Annotated in this window: 15 protein-coding genes and 1 riboswitch; of the genes, 10 read left to right on the top strand and 5 right to left on the bottom strand. The window is 69.7% G+C overall.

Annotated elements, in window-relative coordinates:
* Positions 1 to 141: 141 nt before the first annotated feature.
* The 4 genes from OHA64_RS07080 to OHA64_RS07065 all read right to left on the bottom strand — a co-directional run bounded on the left by OHA64_RS07080 (position 142) and on the right by OHA64_RS07065 (position 6581).
* A complete protein-coding gene (locus OHA64_RS07080; RefSeq protein ID WP_405609562.1) occupies positions 142 to 1530 on the bottom strand; it encodes an aminotransferase class V-fold PLP-dependent enzyme in 1389 nt (462 codons plus the stop codon).
* Positions 1531 to 1618: 88 nt separating this feature from the next.
* Positions 1619 to 2602, bottom strand: a complete 984-nt coding sequence (gene meaB / locus OHA64_RS07075) for a methylmalonyl Co-A mutase-associated GTPase MeaB (RefSeq protein ID WP_405609559.1) — start codon at positions 2600 to 2602, stop codon at positions 1619 to 1621.
* The gene (gene scpA, locus OHA64_RS07070) at positions 2599 to 4773 is read right to left on the bottom strand and encodes a methylmalonyl-CoA mutase (RefSeq protein WP_405609556.1); all 2175 of its coding nucleotides are present in this window, start codon (positions 4771 to 4773) and stop codon (positions 2599 to 2601) included. The genes meaB and scpA overlap by 4 nt, the downstream gene beginning before the upstream one ends.
* Positions 4773 to 6581: a methylmalonyl-CoA mutase family protein gene (locus tag OHA64_RS07065; RefSeq protein WP_405609553.1), complete on the bottom strand. Its 1809-nt coding sequence runs from the start codon at positions 6579 to 6581 to the stop codon at positions 4773 to 4775. The genes scpA and OHA64_RS07065 overlap by 1 nt, the downstream gene beginning before the upstream one ends.
* Positions 6582 to 6739: 158 nt before the next feature.
* Positions 6740 to 6922, top strand: a riboswitch (cobalamin riboswitch).
* Positions 6923 to 6959: 37 nt separating this feature from the next.
* Here OHA64_RS07065 and OHA64_RS07060 point away from each other — a divergent pair.
* The 4 genes from OHA64_RS07060 to OHA64_RS07045 all read left to right on the top strand — a co-directional run bounded on the left by OHA64_RS07060 (position 6960) and on the right by OHA64_RS07045 (position 10354).
* Positions 6960 to 7991 carry an ABC transporter substrate-binding protein gene (locus tag OHA64_RS07060; protein ID WP_405609550.1) on the top strand — a complete coding sequence of 344 codons (1032 nt, stop codon included), beginning with the start codon at positions 6960 to 6962 and terminating at the stop codon, positions 7989 to 7991.
* Positions 7992 to 8014: 23 nt separating this feature from the next.
* On the top strand, positions 8015 to 9016 hold the full coding sequence (locus OHA64_RS07055; RefSeq protein WP_405623882.1) for a FecCD family ABC transporter permease: 1002 nt from the start codon (positions 8015 to 8017) through the stop codon (positions 9014 to 9016).
* Complete coding sequence (locus OHA64_RS07050; RefSeq protein ID WP_405609547.1) at positions 9013 to 9804, top strand: ABC transporter ATP-binding protein; 792 nt, start codon at positions 9013 to 9015, stop codon at positions 9802 to 9804. The genes OHA64_RS07055 and OHA64_RS07050 overlap by 4 nt, the downstream gene beginning before the upstream one ends.
* A 79-nt stretch (positions 9805 to 9883) precedes the next feature.
* Positions 9884 to 10354, top strand: coding sequence for an OsmC family protein (locus OHA64_RS07045; RefSeq protein ID WP_405609544.1), 471 nt, complete (start codon positions 9884 to 9886; stop codon positions 10352 to 10354).
* Positions 10355 to 10474: 120 nt separating this feature from the next.
* On the opposite strand, the gene OHA64_RS07040 is transcribed toward OHA64_RS07045, so the two are convergent.
* A complete protein-coding gene (locus OHA64_RS07040; RefSeq protein WP_405623881.1) occupies positions 10475 to 11959 on the bottom strand; it encodes a glycosyltransferase family 2 protein in 1485 nt (494 codons plus the stop codon).
* A 472-nt stretch (positions 11960 to 12431) separates the two neighbouring features.
* Between OHA64_RS07040 and OHA64_RS07035 the strand changes: the two genes are divergently transcribed.
* From OHA64_RS07035 to OHA64_RS07010, 6 genes are all read left to right on the top strand, one after another.
* Positions 12432 to 13469, top strand: a complete 1038-nt coding sequence (locus OHA64_RS07035; RefSeq protein WP_405609541.1) for a glycoside hydrolase family 5 protein — start codon at positions 12432 to 12434, stop codon at positions 13467 to 13469.
* A 519-nt stretch (positions 13470 to 13988) separates the two neighbouring features.
* Entirely contained in the window at positions 13989 to 14870 is an 882-nt protein-coding gene (locus tag OHA64_RS07030; protein ID WP_405609538.1) for a transketolase, read from the top strand.
* The gene (locus OHA64_RS07025; RefSeq protein WP_405609535.1) at positions 14867 to 15853 is read left to right on the top strand and encodes a transketolase family protein; all 987 of its coding nucleotides are present in this window, start codon (positions 14867 to 14869) and stop codon (positions 15851 to 15853) included. The genes OHA64_RS07030 and OHA64_RS07025 overlap by 4 nt, the downstream gene beginning before the upstream one ends.
* The gene (locus OHA64_RS07020) at positions 15846 to 17525 is read left to right on the top strand and encodes a glycerol kinase (protein ID WP_405609532.1); all 1680 of its coding nucleotides are present in this window, start codon (positions 15846 to 15848) and stop codon (positions 17523 to 17525) included. Before OHA64_RS07025 ends, OHA64_RS07020 begins: the two co-directional genes overlap by 8 nt.
* Entirely contained in the window at positions 17522 to 18388 is an 867-nt protein-coding gene (locus OHA64_RS07015; RefSeq protein ID WP_405609529.1) for an SDR family oxidoreductase, read from the top strand. The genes OHA64_RS07020 and OHA64_RS07015 overlap by 4 nt, the downstream gene beginning before the upstream one ends.
* Before the next feature lie 130 nt (positions 18389 to 18518).
* Complete coding sequence (locus OHA64_RS07010) at positions 18519 to 19532, top strand: ABC transporter permease (RefSeq protein WP_405609526.1); 1014 nt, start codon at positions 18519 to 18521, stop codon at positions 19530 to 19532.
* The last annotated feature ends 43 nt before the right edge of the window (positions 19533 to 19575 follow it).

Here is a 19575-nt window from a genome sequence, read left to right as displayed (position 1 = left end):
ACGCTGCTGAGGGCTGTCTGACCTGGAGCCGTGCCCTCAGGCGATCGGGGTCAGGACTTGATCAAAGGGGGCGATCAATTGGCGGAGGCAAAGAGGAAAAATGGCGGGTCACTGTCTTTTGCCGCGCCGGGCCGGCGTGACTCAGCAATGAAGTCGGGGCTCGAGGCCGTCGGTTCGGGGAGTGCGGTCGCGGTAGGTGTCGGTGACGAATTCGAGGAAGGAGTCGACGTCGGCCTGGTTGGAGGACAGGCCGAGGGAGACACGGACGGCGCCGCCGGAGGGGAGGCCGAGGCCGACGAGGTAGTCGTCGACGGTGCCGGTGACGGTGAGCGTCACTCCGCCAAGGGCCGACGGGTCGATGGCGAAGGCGGCCTCGCCGGCGCCCGGGTTGCAGAAGCAGCCGGTGCGCAGGGAGATCCCGCGGGCGGTGCTGTCGCGGCTGACCGCGCGTTCGTCGATGACCTGCCCTCGCGGGTCGAAGAGGTTGAGGCTGATGGTCGCGCCGCGCATGTCCGAGCCGAGGGGGCCGTAGAGGCGGGCCATGGGTTCGCCGTTCGCGTGCCGCAGGGCGCGCAGGCCGTCGAGGAGGGACCGGGCCAGGCCGGTGACGTGGTCGTGGACGGTGTCGATGCCTATCGAGCGGATCCAGTCCAGGCCCACCTCGACGTCGGGTATGGAAAGGAAGTCCAGGGTGCCGTCCTCGAAGGCGGTCTCGTCGTCGGCCATGCGGTGCCACCGGCCCCCGGCGCTGGCGACCTGGATCGTCCCGCCGGAGAACCACGGGCGGCGAAGCCGGTTCAGGGCCGCACGGCGCGCGACGAGGGAGCCGATGCCGGTGGGGTAGCCGAAGACCTTGTACCAGCTGATCGCGGTGAAGTCGGGCCGTATCACGCTCAGGTCCAGCCGGTTGGCGGGCGCGAAGGCCGCGGCGTCGAGCAGGACCTCGTAGCCGTGGGCCTGAGCGCGTTCGATCCACGCCAACGGGTGCTGGACCCCGGAGAAGTTGCTCTGCGCGGGGAACGCGAACAGCCCGCTGTTGTCGCCGCCGGCGGCGGTGAGCGCCCGGTCGAGCGCGTCGTCGGAAATCCTCAGCTCGGGCTCGTCCAACGGTACGTAGTTGGTGTCGGCGCCGCGTGAACGGGCGTATTCGCGAAGGCCGTTGACGGAGTTGTGGTTGTCGGCGGTGAGCAGCAGACGGCTGAGCCCGGTGAACGGATACGCCTCTCCGACCAGTCGTATGGCGCCGGTCGCGTTGGGTGTGAAGACGACGGCGTATTCGCGCGGGTCGGCGTTGAGGAACCGCAGCACAGCGTGCCTCGCGCTGCGTACCAGGGCCTCGGACGCAGCGCTCGTGGGGTTCTCCGAGTGCGGGTTGCCGAAGGCGTTGGCGGTGATCCGGTCGGCGTGGGCGCGCAGTTGTCGCCTGGCGGGCAGAGCGGCGCCCGTGTGGTCCAGGTAGATGTGCTTGTTCTCGTCCAGGTAGCCGTACTCGGTGGCGCGTAACTCGGCCGGCGAAGATGTATCGAACATCTGTACAGCTTAGGCAGGGCTGGACGGAGCGCGGCAGCGGTCACGACGGCCGGTCATCCCCCAGCGGGCCCAGGGCCGGGCCGCGCCGTCAGCGGCCCGGCCCGCCGAACGCCTTCAGGATGCGCTCCGCGGCCAGCGTCGCCGTCAACGCGCCGTCGCGCACCTGCTGTTCGAGACCGGGAGCGATGTCCCGCACGGCGGGGTCGGCGTGCAACCGGCCGAGCAACTCGTCGCGGACCATCGACCACGCCCAGTCGACCTGCTGTTCGCTGCGCTTGGCGGAGAGCCGCCCGGTGGAGTCCAGCAGGGTGCGGTGCTGCTCCAGGCGCTCCCAGACGGTGTCCAGGCCGGTCGACTCACGGGCGCTGCAACTGAGGACCGGCGGGGTCCAGGCGGCGTCCTTGCCGTGCATGAGGCGCAGCGCACCCGTCAACTCCCGTGCCGCCGCGCGGGCGTCGCGCTCGTGCGGGCCGTCCGCCTTGTTGACGGCGATGACGTCGGCCAGCTCCAGGACGCCCTTCTTGATGCCCTGCAACTGGTCCCCGGTGCGGGCCAGGGTGAGCAGGAGGAACGAGTCGACCATGTCGGCGACGGCGGTCTCGGACTGGCCGACGCCGACCGTCTCGACCACCACGACGTCGTAGCCCGCCGCCTCCATCACCACCATCGACTCGCGGGTGGCCTTGGCGACCCCGCCGAGAGTGCCCGCGCTCGGGGAGGGGCGGACGAAGGCCGCCGGGTCGACGGCCAGCCGCTCCATACGGGTCTTGTCGCCCAGGATCGAGCCGCCGGTCCGGGTGGATGAGGGGTCGACCGCCAGCACGGCCACCCGGTGCCCCAGCGAGGTCAGCATGGTGCCGAACGTGTCGATGAAGGTCGACTTGCCCACGCCCGGGACCCCACTGATCCCGATCCGCCGCGCCCGGCCGCTGTGCGGAAGCAGCTCCGTCAGCAACTCCTGTGCCAGCGCCCGGTGTTGGGGGCGGGTGGACTCGACGAGCGTGATGGCACGGGCCACGATCGCCCGCTTCCCGTCGAGCACGCCCTTCACATACGCGTCGAGATCGATCACTGCGGATGCCCGAGGCCGGCCGACAGTCGCGTCACCAGGTCGTGGGCCGCGTCCGGAATCACCGTCCCGGGCGGGAACACGGCCGCGGCGCCCATCTCCAGCAGGGTCGGCACGTCCTGCGGCGGGATGACACCCCCGACGACGATCATGATGTCCTCGCGGCCCTCCTCGGCGAGTTGCTCACGCAGCGCCGGTACGAGGGTCAGATGGCCCGCGGCCAGCGAGGAGACCCCGACGATGTGCACGTCCGCCTCTACGGCCTGGCGGGCCACCTCGGCCGGGGTCTGGAACAGCGGGCCGACGTCCACGTCGAAACCGAGGTCGGCGAAGGCGGTGGCGATCACCTTCTGGCCGCGGTCGTGACCGTCCTGGCCCATCTTGGCGACCAGGATGCGGGGCCGCCGCCCCTCGTTCTCGGCGAAGGTGTCCACCAAGGCCCTGGTGCGGTCCACGGACGGGGACTCGCCTGCTTCGTTTCGGTACACGCCGGAGATGGTACGGATCTGGCTCGCGTGCCGGCCGTACACCTTCTCCAGGGCGTCGGAGATCTCCCCCACGGTGGCCTTCGCGCGGGCCGCGCGCACCGCCAGCTCCAGCAGGTTGCCCTCGCCCCCGGCCGCCCGGGTCAGCGCGTCCAGCGAGTCCTGGCAGGCCCGTTCGTCGCGCTCCGCCCGCAGCCGCCGCAGCTTCTCGATCTGCTGGGTGCGGACGGAGGAGTTGTCGACCTTGAGGACGTCGATCTTCTCGTCGGTCTCGACGCGGTACTTGTTCACGCCGATCACCGGCTGACGGCCGGAGTCGATACGGGCCTGGGTGCGGGCCGCGGCCTCCTCGATGCGCAGCTTGGGGATGCCGGCGTCGATGGCCTTGGCCATGCCGCCCGCCGCCTCGACCTCCTCGATGTGCTGCCAGGCCCGGCGGGCGAGGTCGTACGTCAGCTTCTCCACGTAGGCGCTGCCGCCCCACGGGTCGATGACCCGGTTGGTGCCCGACTCCTGCTGGAGCAGCAGCTGCGTGTTGCGGGCGATGCGCGCCGAGAAGTCGGTGGGCAGCGCGAGCGCCTCGTCGAGGGCGTTGGTGTGCAGCGACTGAGTGTGGCCCTGGGTCGCGGCCATCGCCTCCACACACGTTCGCGTCACGTTGTTGAACACGTCCTGCGCGGTCAGCGACCAGCCCGAGGTCTGCGAATGGGTGCGCAGGGAAAGGGACTTGGCGTTCTGCGGGTCGAACTGCCGGACCAGTTTGGCCCAGAGCAGCCGGGCCGCCCGCAACTTGGCGATCTCCATGAAGAAGTTCATGCCGATCGCCCAGAAGAAGGAGAGCCGGGGCGCGAACGCGTCCACGTCCAGGCCGACCTCACGGCCCGCGCGGATGTACTCCACACCGTCCGCGAGCGTGTACGCCAGCTCCAGGTCGGCCGTCGCACCCGCCTCCTGGATGTGGTAGCCCGAGATGGAGATGGAGTTGTAGCGCGGCATCCGCTGCGAGGTGAACGCGAAGATGTCGGAGATGATCCGCATCGACGGCTTCGGCGGATAGATGTACGTGTTGCGGACCATGAACTCCTTGAGGATGTCGTTCTGGATGGTCCCGGCCAGCTTCTGAGGCGCTACGCCCTGTTCCTCCGCCGCCACGATGTACAGCGCCAGCACCGGCAGCACCGCGCCGTTCATCGTCATCGACACGGACATCCTGTCCAGCGGGATGCCGTCGAAGAGCTGCCGCATGTCGTAGATCGAGTCGATCGCCACGCCCGCCATGCCGACGTCGCCGGTCACCCGCGGGTGGTCGCTGTCGTAGCCGCGGTGGGTGGGCAGGTCGAAGGCGACCGACAGGCCCTTCTGGCCGGCCGCGAGGTTGCGGCGGTAGAAGGCGTTGGACTCCTCGGCGGTGGAGAAACCCGCGTACTGGCGGATCGTCCACGGCTGGTTGACGTACATCGTCGGATAGGGGCCGCGCAGGTACGGGGCGACGCCCGGGTAGGTGCCCAGGAAGTCAAGGCCCTCCAGGTCACGGCCCGTGTACAGCGGCTTGACCGCGATGCCTTCCGGGGTCTCCCAGAACGCCTCGTCCCCGCCGGTCGCCTTCTCGAGGGCCTTGCGCCACTCGTCGGCACTGCCGTCGGTGGTGGGCGTCCCCAGTTCGATCCCGGTGAAGTCGGGGATTCCCATCAGGACACTCCCATGCGGTCGAGGGTGGCGGAGAGCACGGCGACGGCGTCACAGCCCGCGAAGACATAGGCGTCGACACCGGTGTACTGCCCGGGGCGGCCGGCCAGGAACACATGGCGGGCACCTGCCGCCCTGAGGTCTTGGGCGGTGCTCTCGGCCTGCTCCTCGTACAGCGTGTCGCTGGAGCAGAGGCAGACCTCGGTGGCACCACTGTCCTCGAAGGTGCCCTCGGTGACGGGCTCGATGCCGCCGGCCTGGAAGAGGTTGGCGGCGAAGGTCGTGCGCGCGGTGTGCGCGGCCGCGGGGCCGATCGTGGCCAGATAGACGCGCGGCCTGGTTCCGGTGGCGTCGAGACGGGCGTCGGAGCGGGCCCGCAGCGCTTCGTACGCCTCGTCGCGCCGCACCCGCGGAAGCCCGCCGGACGGCGGCTCGGGCGCCGCTTCACGCTCCACGGGAGGTTCGGCGAGGTTCGGGAACTCGCTGACACCGGTGATGGGTTCGCGCCGCTTGGCGAGCTTCGCGCTGCGCGCCTCCCAGGTGTCCGCGAGGTCCTGGCCGAGACGGCCCGAGCGCAGGGCGGCGGCCTGACCGCCGACGCCCTCGATCCGTTGGAAGAACTCCCAGCCCGCCTGGGCGAGTTCGTCCGTCAGCCCCTCCACGTACCAGGACCCGCCCGCCGGGTCGATCACCCGCGACAGATGGGACTCCTCGACCAGGATCGTCGAGGTGTTGCGGGCGATGCGGCGCGCGAACGCGTCCGGCAGGCCCAGGGCGTGATCGAAGGGGAGCACGGTGACGGAGTCGGCGCCGCCGACCCCGGCGGCGAGCGTCGCGATGGTCGTGCGCAGCATGTTCACCCACGGGTCGCGGCGCGTCATCATCACCGGCGACGTCACGGCGTGCTGCACCTGCGCCCCGGCACCCGGCGCCCCGCACACCTCGGCGACCCGCGCCCACAGCCGGCGGGCCGCGCGCAGCTTGGCTACGGTGAGGAACTGGTCGGCGGTGGCCGCGTAACGGAACTCCAGCTGCGCACAGGCCTGTTCGACGGAGAGACCCGCCTCGGTCAGCCCACGGAGGTAGGCGACGCCGGTCGCCAGGGAGGCGCCCAGTTCCTGCGCGGCCGAGCCGCCGGCCTCGTGGTACGGCAGGGCGTCCACGGTCAGCGCACGCAGCCCCGGGTACTCGTCCGCGCACAGCCGCGCGAGAGAGGCGACCGGCGCGAAGTCCAACGCGTCGCCCGTACGGGCCTCGTGGGCCAGCGGGTCGGCGCCCAGGTTGCCGCGCGCCGCGTGCCTGGCGACGCCCCGCTCCTCGTACAGACCCAGCAACTCCCGTGCGGCGGAGTCGAGATCGCTGCCCGCGTCCAGGACCACCGGCGCGAGGTCGAGAAGGACGCCGTCGAGGACCCGGCCGAGGGAGCCGAGCGGGAGGCCGCCCGCCCCGACGACCAGCCACAGCGAGGTGACGCCGTTCTCCAGATCCCCGAGCACCACGTCGCCGCTGGCCACGGCGTGCCGTTGTCTGACGTCCCAGCCGCCGGTGATGCTTCCCTCGGCCCGGCCGCCCCTCACGAACGGTGGGAAACCGGGAAGGCCGGGCTCGGGCGTCACATGGTTCGCGGTGTACAGGGGGCGGGTGCGCAACCCGTCCTCCAACGCGGTGGACAGGGCGTCTTCCGCTGCCTCCCCCGAGACTTCCTTACCCGACTTCTGCAGGACGCCCGCCACCAGGCGTTGCCACTGCTCGTGCGTCGCGTCAGGGAACTCGGCGGCCAGCGAGAGCCCGTCGTCAGGCAGGACCGTCATGCTCGGATGCTAGGCCAGACCGACAAAGGAGCGGCAGAGGACACCGCTGTGACCTTGCACTCCCTGCCGCTGTGACCTGCATTGCCCTGCCGACCTCGGTCGCTGTGTGGCGGCCGACGGCCCCACCGTCCGCCGCCCGTCGGGTCTGTGTGATGACGTGATAATTTGCCCAGGCCAGTCAAGGGAATCCGGTGCGAATCCGGAACTGACGCGCAGCGGTGAGGGTGACGGGCGGGGCAACACGAGCCACTGGACGACGGTCACACGTGACCAGGGTCCGGGAAGGCGCTCCGACCGGGTGATCCCGAGTCCGAAGACCTGCTGGCGACCCGTACGAACGGGCCCCGCGACCGGGCCCTCGACGCCAGAGGATGTTGTGTGCCCGTCACCCGTGCAGTTCGCCGCTCCACCCTGCTCCTCTCCGGGGCGCTCCTCCTGACGGCCTGCGGCGGCTCGTCCACCGGGTCCTCCGACCCGGCCGCCACCTCGAAAGACCTCACCCTGGACAACTGCGGGCAGCAGACCCGGATCCCGTCACCGCCGAAGCGAGCCGTGTCCCTGAACCAGGGCACGACCGAGATCATGCTCTCCCTCGGCCTCGCCGACCGGATGGCGGGCACCGCCACCTGGACCGATCCGGTCATGAAGGGACTCGCCAAGGCCAACGCCCGCGTGCCCCGGCTCTCCGACAACCAGCCCGCCTTCGAGAAGGTTCTGGACACCGAACCCGACTTCGTCGCCGCCTCCTTCGCCTCCACCCTGCGAGAGGGCGGCGTGGCCCCCCGCGAGAAGTTCGAGGAGCTGGGCGTGCCGACGTACCTCTCTCCCGCCGACTGCGAGGGCAAGGACAACAGCGGGGACGGCGACGGAGCCCGTACCAAGCCGCTGACCATGGAGTCGGTCTACGGCGAGATACGAGACCTGGCGAAGATCTTCGGCGTCGAGACGCGGGGCGAGAAGCTCGTCGCGGCGCTGAAGGCCCGGGTCGCGAAGGCCACCTCCGGGATCGACGCCTCCCGCACCTCGGTCCTGTACTGGTTCGCGAACCAGGAGTCCCCCTACATGGCGGGCTGCTGCGGAGCCCCCGGCATCATCACCGACGCACTCGGCGCGAAGAACGTCTTCGACGACACGAAGCAGGAATGGCCGCAGATCAACTGGGAGACCGTCGCGGACCGCGACCCCGACGTCCTGGTGATCGGTGATCTCACCCGCGAGTCGCAGACCGCCGAGACCGCCGCGAAGAAGATCGCCTTCCTGGAGTCCAATCCGGCGACCAGAAACATGGACGCGGTGAGGAACAAGAGGTACGTCCTGCTCAGCGGCCAGGCCATGAACCCCACGATCCGCACCGTCGAAGGCGTCGAGAAGGTGGCCGCGGCCCTGCGCGCCGACGGGCTCGCCGGGTGACGACCTCGTCCGTCACGGCCACGGTGCTGCGGACGGTGGCCGGCCTCGTGACCCTGGCCGGGTCCCTCGCCGTGGCCATCACCATCGGCCCCGCGGACATCGGCGTCGGCGACGTGTGGTCGGCGGTGGCCGCCCATCTCGGCGGCGGGCCCTCGCAGTTGAGCCCGATCCGGGACGGCATCGTGTGGAACCTGCGACTGCCCCGCACCCTGCTCGCCGCCGTCTGCGGCGCCGGGCTCGCGGTGTGCGGAGCGGTCATGCAGTCCCTGCTGCGCAACCCGCTCGCCGACCCCTTCGTCCTCGGCGTCTCCTCCGGGGCCTCCACGGGCGCGGTCGTGGTGGTCGTCCTCGGCGCGGGCGGCGGCGCGCTGTCCGTCTCCGGCGGCGCCTTCGTCGGAGCCGTCTGCTCCTTCGCCCTGGTGCTGCTGCTCAGCCACACCCTCGGCGCCACGACGGACCGGGTCGTGCTGGCCGGAGTCGCCGCCATGCAACTGTTCTCCGCGCTCACCTCCTTCGTCGTGCTGACGGCCGCCGACGCCCAGACCACCCAGGGCGTCCTGTTCTGGCTCCTCGGCTCGCTCGGCGGCGCCGGCTGGAACGACGTGTGGCTGTGCCTGACCGCGCTGGCGATCGCCCTCGTCGTGTGCCTCGGCTCCGCGCGGACGCTGGACGCCTTCGCCTTCGGACAGGACGCGGCGGCCTCGCTCGGGGTCTCCGTCGCCCGGACCCGGCTGGTGCTGCTGTGCGTCACGGCCCTGTTGACCGCCGCTCTGGTCAGCTCGGCCGGCGCCATCGGTTTCGTCGGTCTCGTCCTGCCGCACGCCGCCCGCGCCCTCACCGGCCCCGGGCACACTCGGCTGCTGCCGGTGACCGCGCTCGCCGGAGCGGTGTTCCTGGTGTGGGTCGACACCCTGGCCCGTACGGTCCTCGACCCGCAGGAGATACCGGTCGGCGTCGTCACCTCCCTGATCGGCGTACCGGCCTTCGTCCTCGTCCTCTACCGCACCCGGAGGGGACCCCGATGACCCTCAGTGCCGACCGCGTCTCCCGCACCGCCGCCGGACAGCTGATCCTGGACGGGGTCAGCTTCACCCCGGCCCCCGGATCCGTCACGGGTCTGCTCGGCCCCAACGGCTCCGGCAAGTCCACCCTCCTGCGCCTGCTCGCCGGCGTTCTCACCCCCGCCTCCGGCGTCGTCACCCTCGACGGCCGACCGCTGCGCGAGTTCAGCCGCCGAGCGGTCGCCCGTCGACTGGCGGTCGTCGAACAACAGGCGGACACCCAGACCGAGTTGACCGTTCTGGACGTCGTACGCCTCGGCCGCGTTCCGCACCGTCGCGCCTGGACCCCCAGCACCCCGGCCGACGAGCAGGCCGTACGTGCCGCTCTGGACCGCACCGGCCTCACCGAGCGGGCCGACCGCCTCTGGCACACCCTGTCCGGCGGCGAACGCCAGCGTGTCCAGATCGCCCGCGCCCTCGCCCAGGAACCACGCGAACTCCTTCTCGACGAACCCACCAACCACCTCGACATCCAGCATCAGCTCGACCTGCTGACCCTCGTCACGGAACTCCCCGTCACCACCGTCATCGCCCTGCACGACCTGAACCTGGCGGCGATGTACTGCGACGTGCTCGTGGTGCTGAACGAGGGCCGGGTGGTGGCGGCGGGCAGTCCGGCGGAGGTGGTGACCGAGGAACTCATCGCCGAGGTGTACGGCGTGCGCGCCGCCGTCACCCCCGACGCCCCGGGCGACCGGCCACACGTACGGTTCCTCGGCACGCTCCGGCGAGACATCGTGCGGTTGCCGTGACCGTGCGGCCGTCACGGCGACCTTGTGGCCCGCACGCCCACAGCCCGCACGCCTGCCCCCCGGCGCTAGGGTCGGCGGTATGACCGAAGACTCCCTGCGCTCCGTCACCGTCGAGCGAATCAGCACCGGCCATTTCGTCGCGACGAACGCTCGCGGCGCCGCGATCACCTTCGGTACGAGTTCCTCCGCTCACGGTGACACCGCGTTCACCCCGGTCGAGCTGTTGCTCGCCGCGATCGGAGGGTGCTCGGCGGCGGACGTCGATGTCGCCACCAGTCGCCACGCGGAGCCCACCAGGTTCTCCGTCGCGGTGACCGGCGACAAGGTCAGTGACGAGCTCGGCAACCGGATGACCGACCTGACGGTCACCTTTTCCGTCACCTTCCCGGACGGCGACGGCGACGGCGACGGCGACGGCAAGGGCGAGGGCGCGGACCGTGCCCGGGCGATCCTCCCGCGAGCGGTCAGGACCTCGCACGACCGGCTGTGCACGGTCAGCCGCACGGTGGAGCTCGGCACGCCCGTCACCGCGACGATCGAGGAAGGCTGACCTCACCCGACGCCGGGCCCTCCCGTCGGTACGGCCAGTCCTCGGCCGAACACGAGCACGCAGAGGTCCTCAGAGCCGCCCCGATCCGGACTCTGAGGACCTCTGCTTGCTCGCGTTGCTTCAAAGCCCTCCGAGATTCTCAGCGGGCTCCAGCTTTCGGCGCGCGACCCCGGAAACGGATTCCTCCGCGGCGCCACGGTGCGGAACGATGACGCGGCCCACGATCACGGCGTAGAACAGGCCGGAGGCCAGCACCAGGGCGAAATCGGGCGGGTACAGAGTGAGCATGCGCCAGACCGCGATGCCCACCCACAGCAGGGCCGTACCGCCGCTCCAGACCCGGACACCGACCCGGAACCGCCGGTTGGTGTTCCTGCCCGCGGCCGCCGAGCCGGTGGGCCGCCAGGCCTGTCTCCTGCCGCGTGCGATGTCCCAGATGGCGAACAGGTGTGCCCAGCCGTACAACAGACGCACGGCCCATGCTTCGATCCGGTAGGGGCACTTGTGCCACAACGGGAAGATCAACACCGTGTAGATGACGCTGGGAAGGACCAGCAGCATGTACTCGACCTTGAGTTTTTCGGGCATGACCAACAGCAGCACGACCGGGAGCAGCGGTGCCAGGAAGGTGAAGAGCGCCGTGTGGAGGTAGTAGAGGAAGCCGGAGAAATAGCAGAGCCGGGTGGTGAACCTGAGCTTCGTGGTCCAGAACTTCTTGCTTCCCAGCAGACTCATGGAACCCGAGCACCAACGGTATTGCTGATGGTAGAAGGCGCTCACGTTGTCCGGGCAATTCCCGGTGGCGAGGGGAATCGGCACATAGCGCAGGCCCCAGCCAAGACGCCCCAGGTCGAAACCGGTGTGCACGTCCTCCGAATGCTCGATCAGAGTCGTACCGCCGTTGGCCTCCAGGGCTTTCCTCCGGTACACGGCGCAACTGCCCACACAGATGGCGCCGCCATGGCGCTGACGAGAAACCTGGATCGCCCGGTAGAACAGCTCCTGAACGGAACCCGCGCCACGCTCGATCCACGTCTGGCGGTCGGTCACGCGGAAGTACTGCGGTGACTGGACGATGCCGATTTCCGGGTCACTCTCCATGTACGGCAGCAGTTCCTCCAGCAGATCCGCCCGGGGGGCGAAGTCGGCGTCGAGGATGAGGACGTACTCCTCGTCGGAGATGCCCAGGCCGTAGTGCAGGTTGCCTGCCTTCTTGAACCAGCCGGGGTTGGGCCGGCTCCCGTAGACGAAGCCGAGCTCCGTGGCCATGTCGGCGAGCTCCGGATTGGCGGAGTCGTCGAGTACGTATGCGGTGGCCCTTCCGGGATAGCGGTCGGCGAGTCGGCGCACATGCCTCCAGGTGTTTTCCAGAACGTCGACGGGCTCGCCGCACACCGGCAGGAACACGGCGACCGTCGGATACTCCTCGGGGCGCCAGTTCTGGACCAGTTGGCGGTGGCCCCTGAGGTCGAAGTCGGCTGTGAAGCCGTTGACGCGCAGTGAGGCGAAGTAATACAGGACGCTGAAGCCCAGGCACGGCAGCAGGACGAACAGCCACGGTGACGACTGGATCAGCCTGAACTGGCTGAAGACGAGACAGCCCATGCTGATGAGCGAGGCCGCCGTGAGTACCCACAGATGACGCCTTGCGTAGGAGTACTTCTCCTTGTCATCCGGTGGCTGGGGGAGTACGCAGGTGGCCGCCTGCTCGGACCGAGGGGGCTCCTTGAATGTAGTGGTCACCTCCAAACCACTAGCCACACCGAGTGTGCCCTGTGCGTTCGGATGGGCTGATTGCTGTACGGGTCGCTCGAAGGAAGGATTCTTCGGAGTGGCACCCACCGAAGAACTGAGGGGCGGTTGCCGCAGAGAGCTTCTCCCTGCGGTTGCTGCGACGCGGCGTGAGGTGTCCGGCGACGCGGTGCCCGGTGCGGTGCCCTCGGATGGCTGACCGTGCCCCCACAGAGGTGAACATTCCCTGCCGCTTGGACGAATCGCGGTGGCGCCTCGCCAAATGTGACGTGTCTTTTCGTCATATTTGCGCATCGGCACCTTCTCCAAGGAACTGGAGGCAGAAATGCATTCACTGACTTCCCGCAGCCGTCGCGCGGCATGGACCTCATTGGCTCTCGCGGGGACGCTGGGCCTCATTCCCGCGACCCAGGCACACGCAGGGGAAAGCGCACCGGCGCCCAAGGCCAAGACCCCGGTGCAGCGATACGGCCAGCTCCACGTCTGCGGCACGCAGCTGTGCTCCGAATCCGGCAAGCCGGTCCAGCTACGGGGAATGAGCACGCACGGCACCCAGTGGTACCCGCAATGCCTGACCGGAGCGGCGCTGGACGCCCAGGCGTACGACTGGAAGGCGAGCGTTCTGCGTGTTTCGACGTATGCGCGGGAGGGCGCGTACGTCAAGGATCCGAAGAAGTACACCGAAATGGCGAGCCGGCTCGTCGACATGGCGAGCGCCCGCGGAATGTACGTCATCGTCGACTGGCACACGATCCACCCGGGTGACCCGCACCAGGACCTCGACAACGCGCGCACCTTCTTCAAGCAGATCGCCGAGCGCCACAAGCACAAGCGCAACGTGATCTACGAGATCGCCAACGAGCCCAACGGTGTGAGCTGGGCGACGATCAAGAGCTACTCGGAGAAGATCATTCCGGTGATCCGTTCCCGCGCTCCGGGCAGCGTGGTTCTGGTCCCGACGAGAGGCTGGGCCACGCTCGGCCTGGCAGAGGCGTCCAGGGAACAGGAGATCATCGCCAACCCCGTACGTGCCAAGAACGTCATGTACACGTATCACTTCTACGCGACGGCGGGTCGAGAGCAGTTCCTGAAGCGCCTGGACCGGGCCTCGGACAAGCTCCCGATCTTTGTCTCGGAGTGGGCCGTCGCGTCCTGGAACGGCTGGGGCAAGGACTACGCCATGGCGCAGAAATTCATCGATCTCATGGCCAAGAAGAAGATCGGCTGGACGAACTGGAGTCTCTCCGACAACCACAAGGACATCTCGGTCTTCAAGAAGGGCGCCTGCAGCGCCGGCAAGTTCGCCGGCACCGCCCCTCTCACGGCCAACGGTGTCTGGGTCAGGCAGAAGACGAGAGGCTGAGCGCCTGACCGTCCGCACGCCGGACGTCGTCACCGACTCCCGTTCCCCAGGCCGACGTCCCCTCGGGTACCACGACCGTTTCACGCGGATCGCCCTCCGAGGGGACGTGAGCCGACCGCCGTCCGGCCGGCGAGCGTGTGTGAGTCCTGGAATGAACATGTGGGGATGGCTGACGCGGTGGCAGCGACATCCTCGAAAGGCGTCTGACGGGTATCGATCCAGGTCAGTCGCCTTTTTGGTGCGCCCGCGCGCTGCTGTCACACCGACCCGTGTCGCTTGAGGAGGGGCTCCGGCGCCTGGATTCATCCCTATTGACACATGGCTGAAACGCCACCAGTATCAGTGGCGTCACGATTCACTAGTGAATATATATTCGCAGCTTTCTGGATCCTCTCCGCCTCTCCGTCGCAGCCCCACCCCATCGGCCCCGCTCCCGCTCTGCCGGGTCTCCGGCCGACGCTCCGCTCGGCACATGAAGGCCCGTCACCCCCCGAAGAGTCAGCGATCAAGGACACTCAGATGCTCAGCACAGACCCAGATGGCGTCACCCGGTTCCGGGCCCGGCGCCGGCGTATCGCCGAAGGAGATCCGGAGCCCCTTCTCGGCGACCTCCGGCACCTGTCGACAGAGGTGCGGCGCAGCATCGTGCAGATGATCGACCGCGCTCAACTCGGCCACATCGGCGGCGACCTGTCGGTGACCGACATCCTCGTCACCCTGTTCGGGGGAGTCCTCGACGTCGACCCCGAGAACCCGCGCAAGCCCGACCGCGACCGGTTCATCCTCAGCAAGGGGCACTGCGCGGCGGCCCTGTACGCGACCCTCGCCCACAGCGGCTTCTTCCCGACGCGCGAGCTGGACACGTTCATGGCGCCGCTGTCCCCGCTCAACGGTCACCCGAACCGGCGCAAGGTCCCGGGCGTCGAGACGAACACCGGCCCGCTCGGGCACGGCTTCCCCGTCGGCGTCGGCTGTGCGCTGGCGGCCAGGCTTTCGGGGGCCTCGTACCGCACCTTCGTCGTGCTCGGCGACGGCGAACTGCAGGAAGGCAGCAACTGGGAGGCGGCGATGACGGCCGCCCACTACTCCCTCGGCTCCCTCACGACGATCGTCGACCGCAACCGCCTCCAACAGGGCGACCGAACCGAGGAGACCAAGCGCCTGGAGCCGCTCGCGGACAAGTGGGCGAGCTTCGGGTGGGAGGTGCGCGACGTCGACGGACACGACCACGCACACCTGCTGTCCGCCCTGCGCCCATCCACGACCGGCAAGCCGGTCGCCGTGGTGGCCCACACCATCAAGGGCAAGGGCGTGTCGTTCATCGAGGACCGCGTGGAGTGGCACCACAAGGTGCCGGACGCCGTACAGGTCCACGCCGCGCTGGAGGAGCTCAGCCGATGACTGCCGAACTCATGCCCGAGACAGCTCAGACCTACGACTGCCGGCAGGCGTTCGCGGACGAACTCATAGCCCTGGCCTCCGAGGACGAGCGGATCGTCGCCGTCTGCAACGACTCCGTCGGGTCGAGCAACCTCGTACGTTTCCGGGAGCTCTACCCGGACCGGCTCATCAACGTCGGGATCGCCGAGCAGGACCTCGTCGGCGTCGGCGCGGGACTGGCGATCGGCGGGTTCATCCCGTTCGTCAGCGCGGCGGGGCCGTTCCTCACCGGCCGGGCCACCGAACAGATCAAGACGGACGCCGCATACAACGGCCTGCCGTTGGTGCTCTGCGGTCAGAGCCCCGGCATGGCCTACGGGGAACTGGGGCCGACCCACCACTCGATCGAGGACCTGTCGTGGATGCGGGCCATCGCCGACCTGACCGTCGCCGTGCCGGCGGACCCGGCCCAGACCCGCGCCGCCGTGCGCTGGGCCGCCGCGCAGGACGGTCCGACCTATCTGCGCGTCCCGCGGTTCAAGGTCCCCTCGGTCACGCCGGAGGGCGCACCGTTCGCACCCGGGCGCAGTGTCGAACTCACCGACGGGAACGACATCACCGTCATGGCCGTGGGGACGATGGTCTCCCGAGCCGTCGTGGCGGCCGGGAAACTGCGGGCCGAGGGCATCGGCGTACGCGTGCTGAACATGACCTTCGTGGAGCCGCTCGACCTGGAAGCGGTACTGCGGGCGGCCCGGGAGACCCGGGGCATCGTCACGGCCGAGGAGGCGACGACCACGGGCGGGCTCGGCGCGGCGGTGGCCAGTGTCGTGGCGCAGAACCGTCCCGTGCCCATGCGGATCCTGGGCGTGCACCGGCAGTTCGCGCCGACCGGGAGCGCCGCCTTCCTGCTGGAGCACTTCGGGCTGACCGCCGACGGCATCGCCGCCGCCGCTCGCGAGCTGATGGCCCAGAACCCGGACGGAGCGCATGACCATGGCTGATTCGACGGGTGCCGCCGAAGGCGTCGGCACCACGGCCGGGACGGACGGTCCGCTCGTGCTGGCCCTGGACCAGGGCACCAGCGCGACCAAGGCGATCCTGGTCGACGTACGAGGAGACATCGTCGCGCGCGGATCCGTGCCCGTGTCCCTGGCCACCCCGGCACCCGGCTGGGTGGAACAGTCGGCCGAGGACATCTGGCGGAGCTGCCGCCGAGCGGTCGAGCAGTGCCTGGACGGCCAGGACGCCACACGTGTCGCCGCCGTCGGCCTCAGCACGCAGCGCGAGTCGCTGCTGCTGTGGGAGCGTGCCACCGGAACTCCACTGAGTCCCCTGGTGAGTTGGCTCGACAAGCGCACCGTGGGGGACGCGTCCCTGTTGCGGGCCCTGGACTCCGCCGAGCTGGTCCGCGACGTCAGCGGCCTGCCGCTCGACCCCATGTTCTCGGCCCCCAAGGCCGCATGGCTCCTGGACCACCACGACCCCGAGCGCCGTCGCAGCCGCGCCGGCGAACTCTGCCTCGGCACGGTCGACTCCTGGCTGCTGTACAAGCTGGGCGGTGAACACCTCATCGAGGTGGGCAACGCGGCCCGCACCCAACTGTTCGACGTGCACCGCCTCACCTGGGACGAACGGCTCATGCGGCTGTTCGACGTGCCGCCCGGCGTCCTTCCCCGCGTGGTGTCCTCGCAGGGCCCCTTCCCCCAGGCACGCGGCCTCGCGCCCCTGCCGGACGGCGTCCCCGTCACCGCGGTGCTCGGCGACTCGCACGCGGCCCTGTTCGCCCACGCCGGATGGCAGCGCGGGACGGTCAAGGCGACCTACGGAACCGGATCGTCGGTCATGGCGGTCACCTCTTCCTCGACCCGTCCTTCCCCCGGAATGTGCCTGACCGTCGCCTGGGACGTCGACGGGCCGGCCTGGGCCGTGGAGGGCAACATCCGGTCCACCGGAGCCACCCTCACCTGGCTGGCCAAGTTGCTCGGCACCGACCCCTCCACGTTGGCCTCCCTGGCCGCGGACAGCAGCGAAGGCGTCGTCATCGTCCCGGCGTTCGGGGGACTCGGTGCGCCCTGGTGGGACGAGGAGGCCGTCGGCCTGATCAGTGGCGTCACGTTCGGCACGGAGACACCGCAGCTCGCGCGGGCCGCGCTGGAGTCGATCGCGTTCCAGGTGGAGGATGTCGTGGCCGCGGTGGAGCGGGACATCGGCCCCGTGGTCCGACTGCTCGCGGACGGCGGCCCCACCGGCAACCCGCTGCTGATGCAGTTGCAGGCGGACACCAGCGGACGCGTCGTCGAACGGGCCCGGGCCCGCGATCTGTCGGCGCTGGGTGCCGCCCATCTCGCGGGGCTCGGCGGCGGTGTGTGGAGCCGGGCGGACCTGGAGCGGCTGCACCGCCCACGGGATGCGTACACACCGGACGAGGATCCCGACAGCAGGGCGGCCCGGCGAGCGCACTGGTACGCGGCGGTACGGCGCTCCCGCCTGCGGACCTCGGACGACGAGGGCATATCCCAGGCCGCGGCCGCTTCGGAACCCGCCTCCGTCCCCGGGGCCGGGACGTTGCCCGCGCCGCCGCGGGAGCGTCCTCTCGCCGCCGCAGGCTCGACGTGGGGCGACCCCGCATCCGGGCCGCGGCCGCACCCCTCGGTCATCGGGGACGGATCATGACCGGGACCGGCCGGTTCGAAGGAAGCCGCTTCCAAGGACGCCGGTTCAAGGGGAAGAGCGTCGTCGTCACCGGAGCCGCAGGCGGCATCGGCCTCGGCGTCGCGACGCGGTTCGCCGCGGAGGGCGCCGACGTGCTGATGCTCGACGCGTCGCCGGCCGTCGAGGAGGCGGCCCAGCGGCTGGCCGAGCTTGTGGCCGAGAAGGCTGCGGACCAGAGCGCCGCCGCCCAGAGCGCCGCCGACCGTGTGCTCGGTGTCCGCGCGGACGTGACATCCGCCGACGACGTCGCCCGCGCCTTCGCGCTGGCCGACGAGACATGGGGCGGCCTCGACGTTCTGGTGAACAACGCCGGCGTCATCACGATCAGCCGACTGGAGGACCTGACTCTCTCCGACTGGCAGAAGGTGCTGGCCGTCAACACCACCGGTACGTTCCTGTGCGCACAGGCGGCAGCCGGCATCATGCGCCGGCACGGACGCGGAGGGCGCATCCTCAACGCCGCCTCGGGACAGGCCCGCCAGGGGTTCGTCTACACACCGCACTACGCGGCGAGCAAGTTCGGGGTCGTGGGACTCACCCAGAGCCTCGCGAAGGAGCTCGCGAAGGACCGGATCACGGTGAACGCCTACTGCCCCGGCATCGTCGGCAGCGACATGTGGGACTACAACGACCGCGAATGGGGCCGACTGCTCGGCGACTACAAGCCGGGTGAGCTCATGGCCGAATGGGTCGCCGGCATCCCACTGGGGCGCGCCGGCACCCACGACGACATCGCCAACCTGCTGCTCTTTCTCGCCTCCGAGGAGGCGGAGTACATCACCGGTCAGGCGATCAATGTCGACGGCGGGATGTTCATGAACTAGCGCGCCGCCCGGCGCGGCGGCGTCGATGCGACGGCGTCGGGTGCGACGACCTCGCCGGTAGACCGGACGCGCGGCCCAGGACATCCTCAAGAGTCGTATATACGTGGAATGTCGATATTCGGAGGTTTCGATGAGCACAACCAGCGATGCGGCCAGGGCCGTTGACAAACCACCGGGCGAACGGCGCCTGCGGGCACACACCTGGGCGACCGGACTGCTGACGGGATCACGCGGCCCCGCCGTCGGCCTGCTGGCCATGTGTCTCGTCTTCTACATAGCGACGCCGTACTTCCTCACCCAGAGCAACCTGCTCAACATCGTCGACCAGACGGCGATCCTGGGCCTGCTGGCCCTCGGTATGACCGCGGTGATCGTCATGGGCGGCATCGACCTGTCGGTCGGCGCGGTCCTCGCCCTTGCGACCATGGTGCTCGGCTGGCTCTCCCACGACCAGGGATGGCCCCTGTGGATCAGCGCCGTCGCCGCGATCGGGGTCGCCGGAGCGTGCGGTCTGGCCAACGGGCTGGGCATCACCTTCACCAAGCTCCCGCCGTTCATCGCGACCCTGGCGATGATGTCGGTCGCCCGCGGCCTGGCCAACGTGATCACCGACGGACAGCAGATCGTCGGCTTCCCCGACTGGTTCGACAACCTCTCCACCACCCGCTACCTCGGCATCTTCACCTTCACCACCTTCGTACTCGTGGTGTTGTACGCGGCCGGGTGGGCGTACATGCGTTACCGGGCCGGCGGTCGCGAGCTGTACGCGATCGGGGGCAGCTCCGAGGTCGCGCGGCTCGCCGGTATCAGCGTGCGGAAGCGGACGGTGCTCGTGTACACCGTGACCGGTCTGCTCGCCGGTGTGGCCGGGGTCTTCCTGGCCATGCGCCTGGACTCCTCGCAGCCGAGCGCCGGTACGGGCTACGAACTCGACACGATCGCCGCCGTGGTGATCGGCGGCGCGAGCCTCAGCGGCGGCGTCGGCTCCATCACCGGAACGCTGTTCGGCGTCCTGATCATCGGCGTGCTGCGCAACGGCCTGAACCTGCTGGGTGTTTCCCCGTTCGTCCAGCAGATCGTCATCGGCGTGGTGATCGCGCTGGCCGTGATGCTCGACGTACTGCGGCGACGCGAGACGCGCTGACCACCGTACGACCCACTCCCTTCGCTCTCCCCGGCCTCACCCA

The sequence above is a fragment of the Streptomyces sp. NBC_00076 genome (assembly GCF_045041235.1).
In the GTDB taxonomy this organism is placed as follows: Bacteria; Actinomycetota; Actinomycetes; order Streptomycetales; family Streptomycetaceae; genus Streptomyces.
Note: the sequence above shows the minus strand (reverse complement) of the source record. Positions and strands in the feature narration are given on the sequence as shown.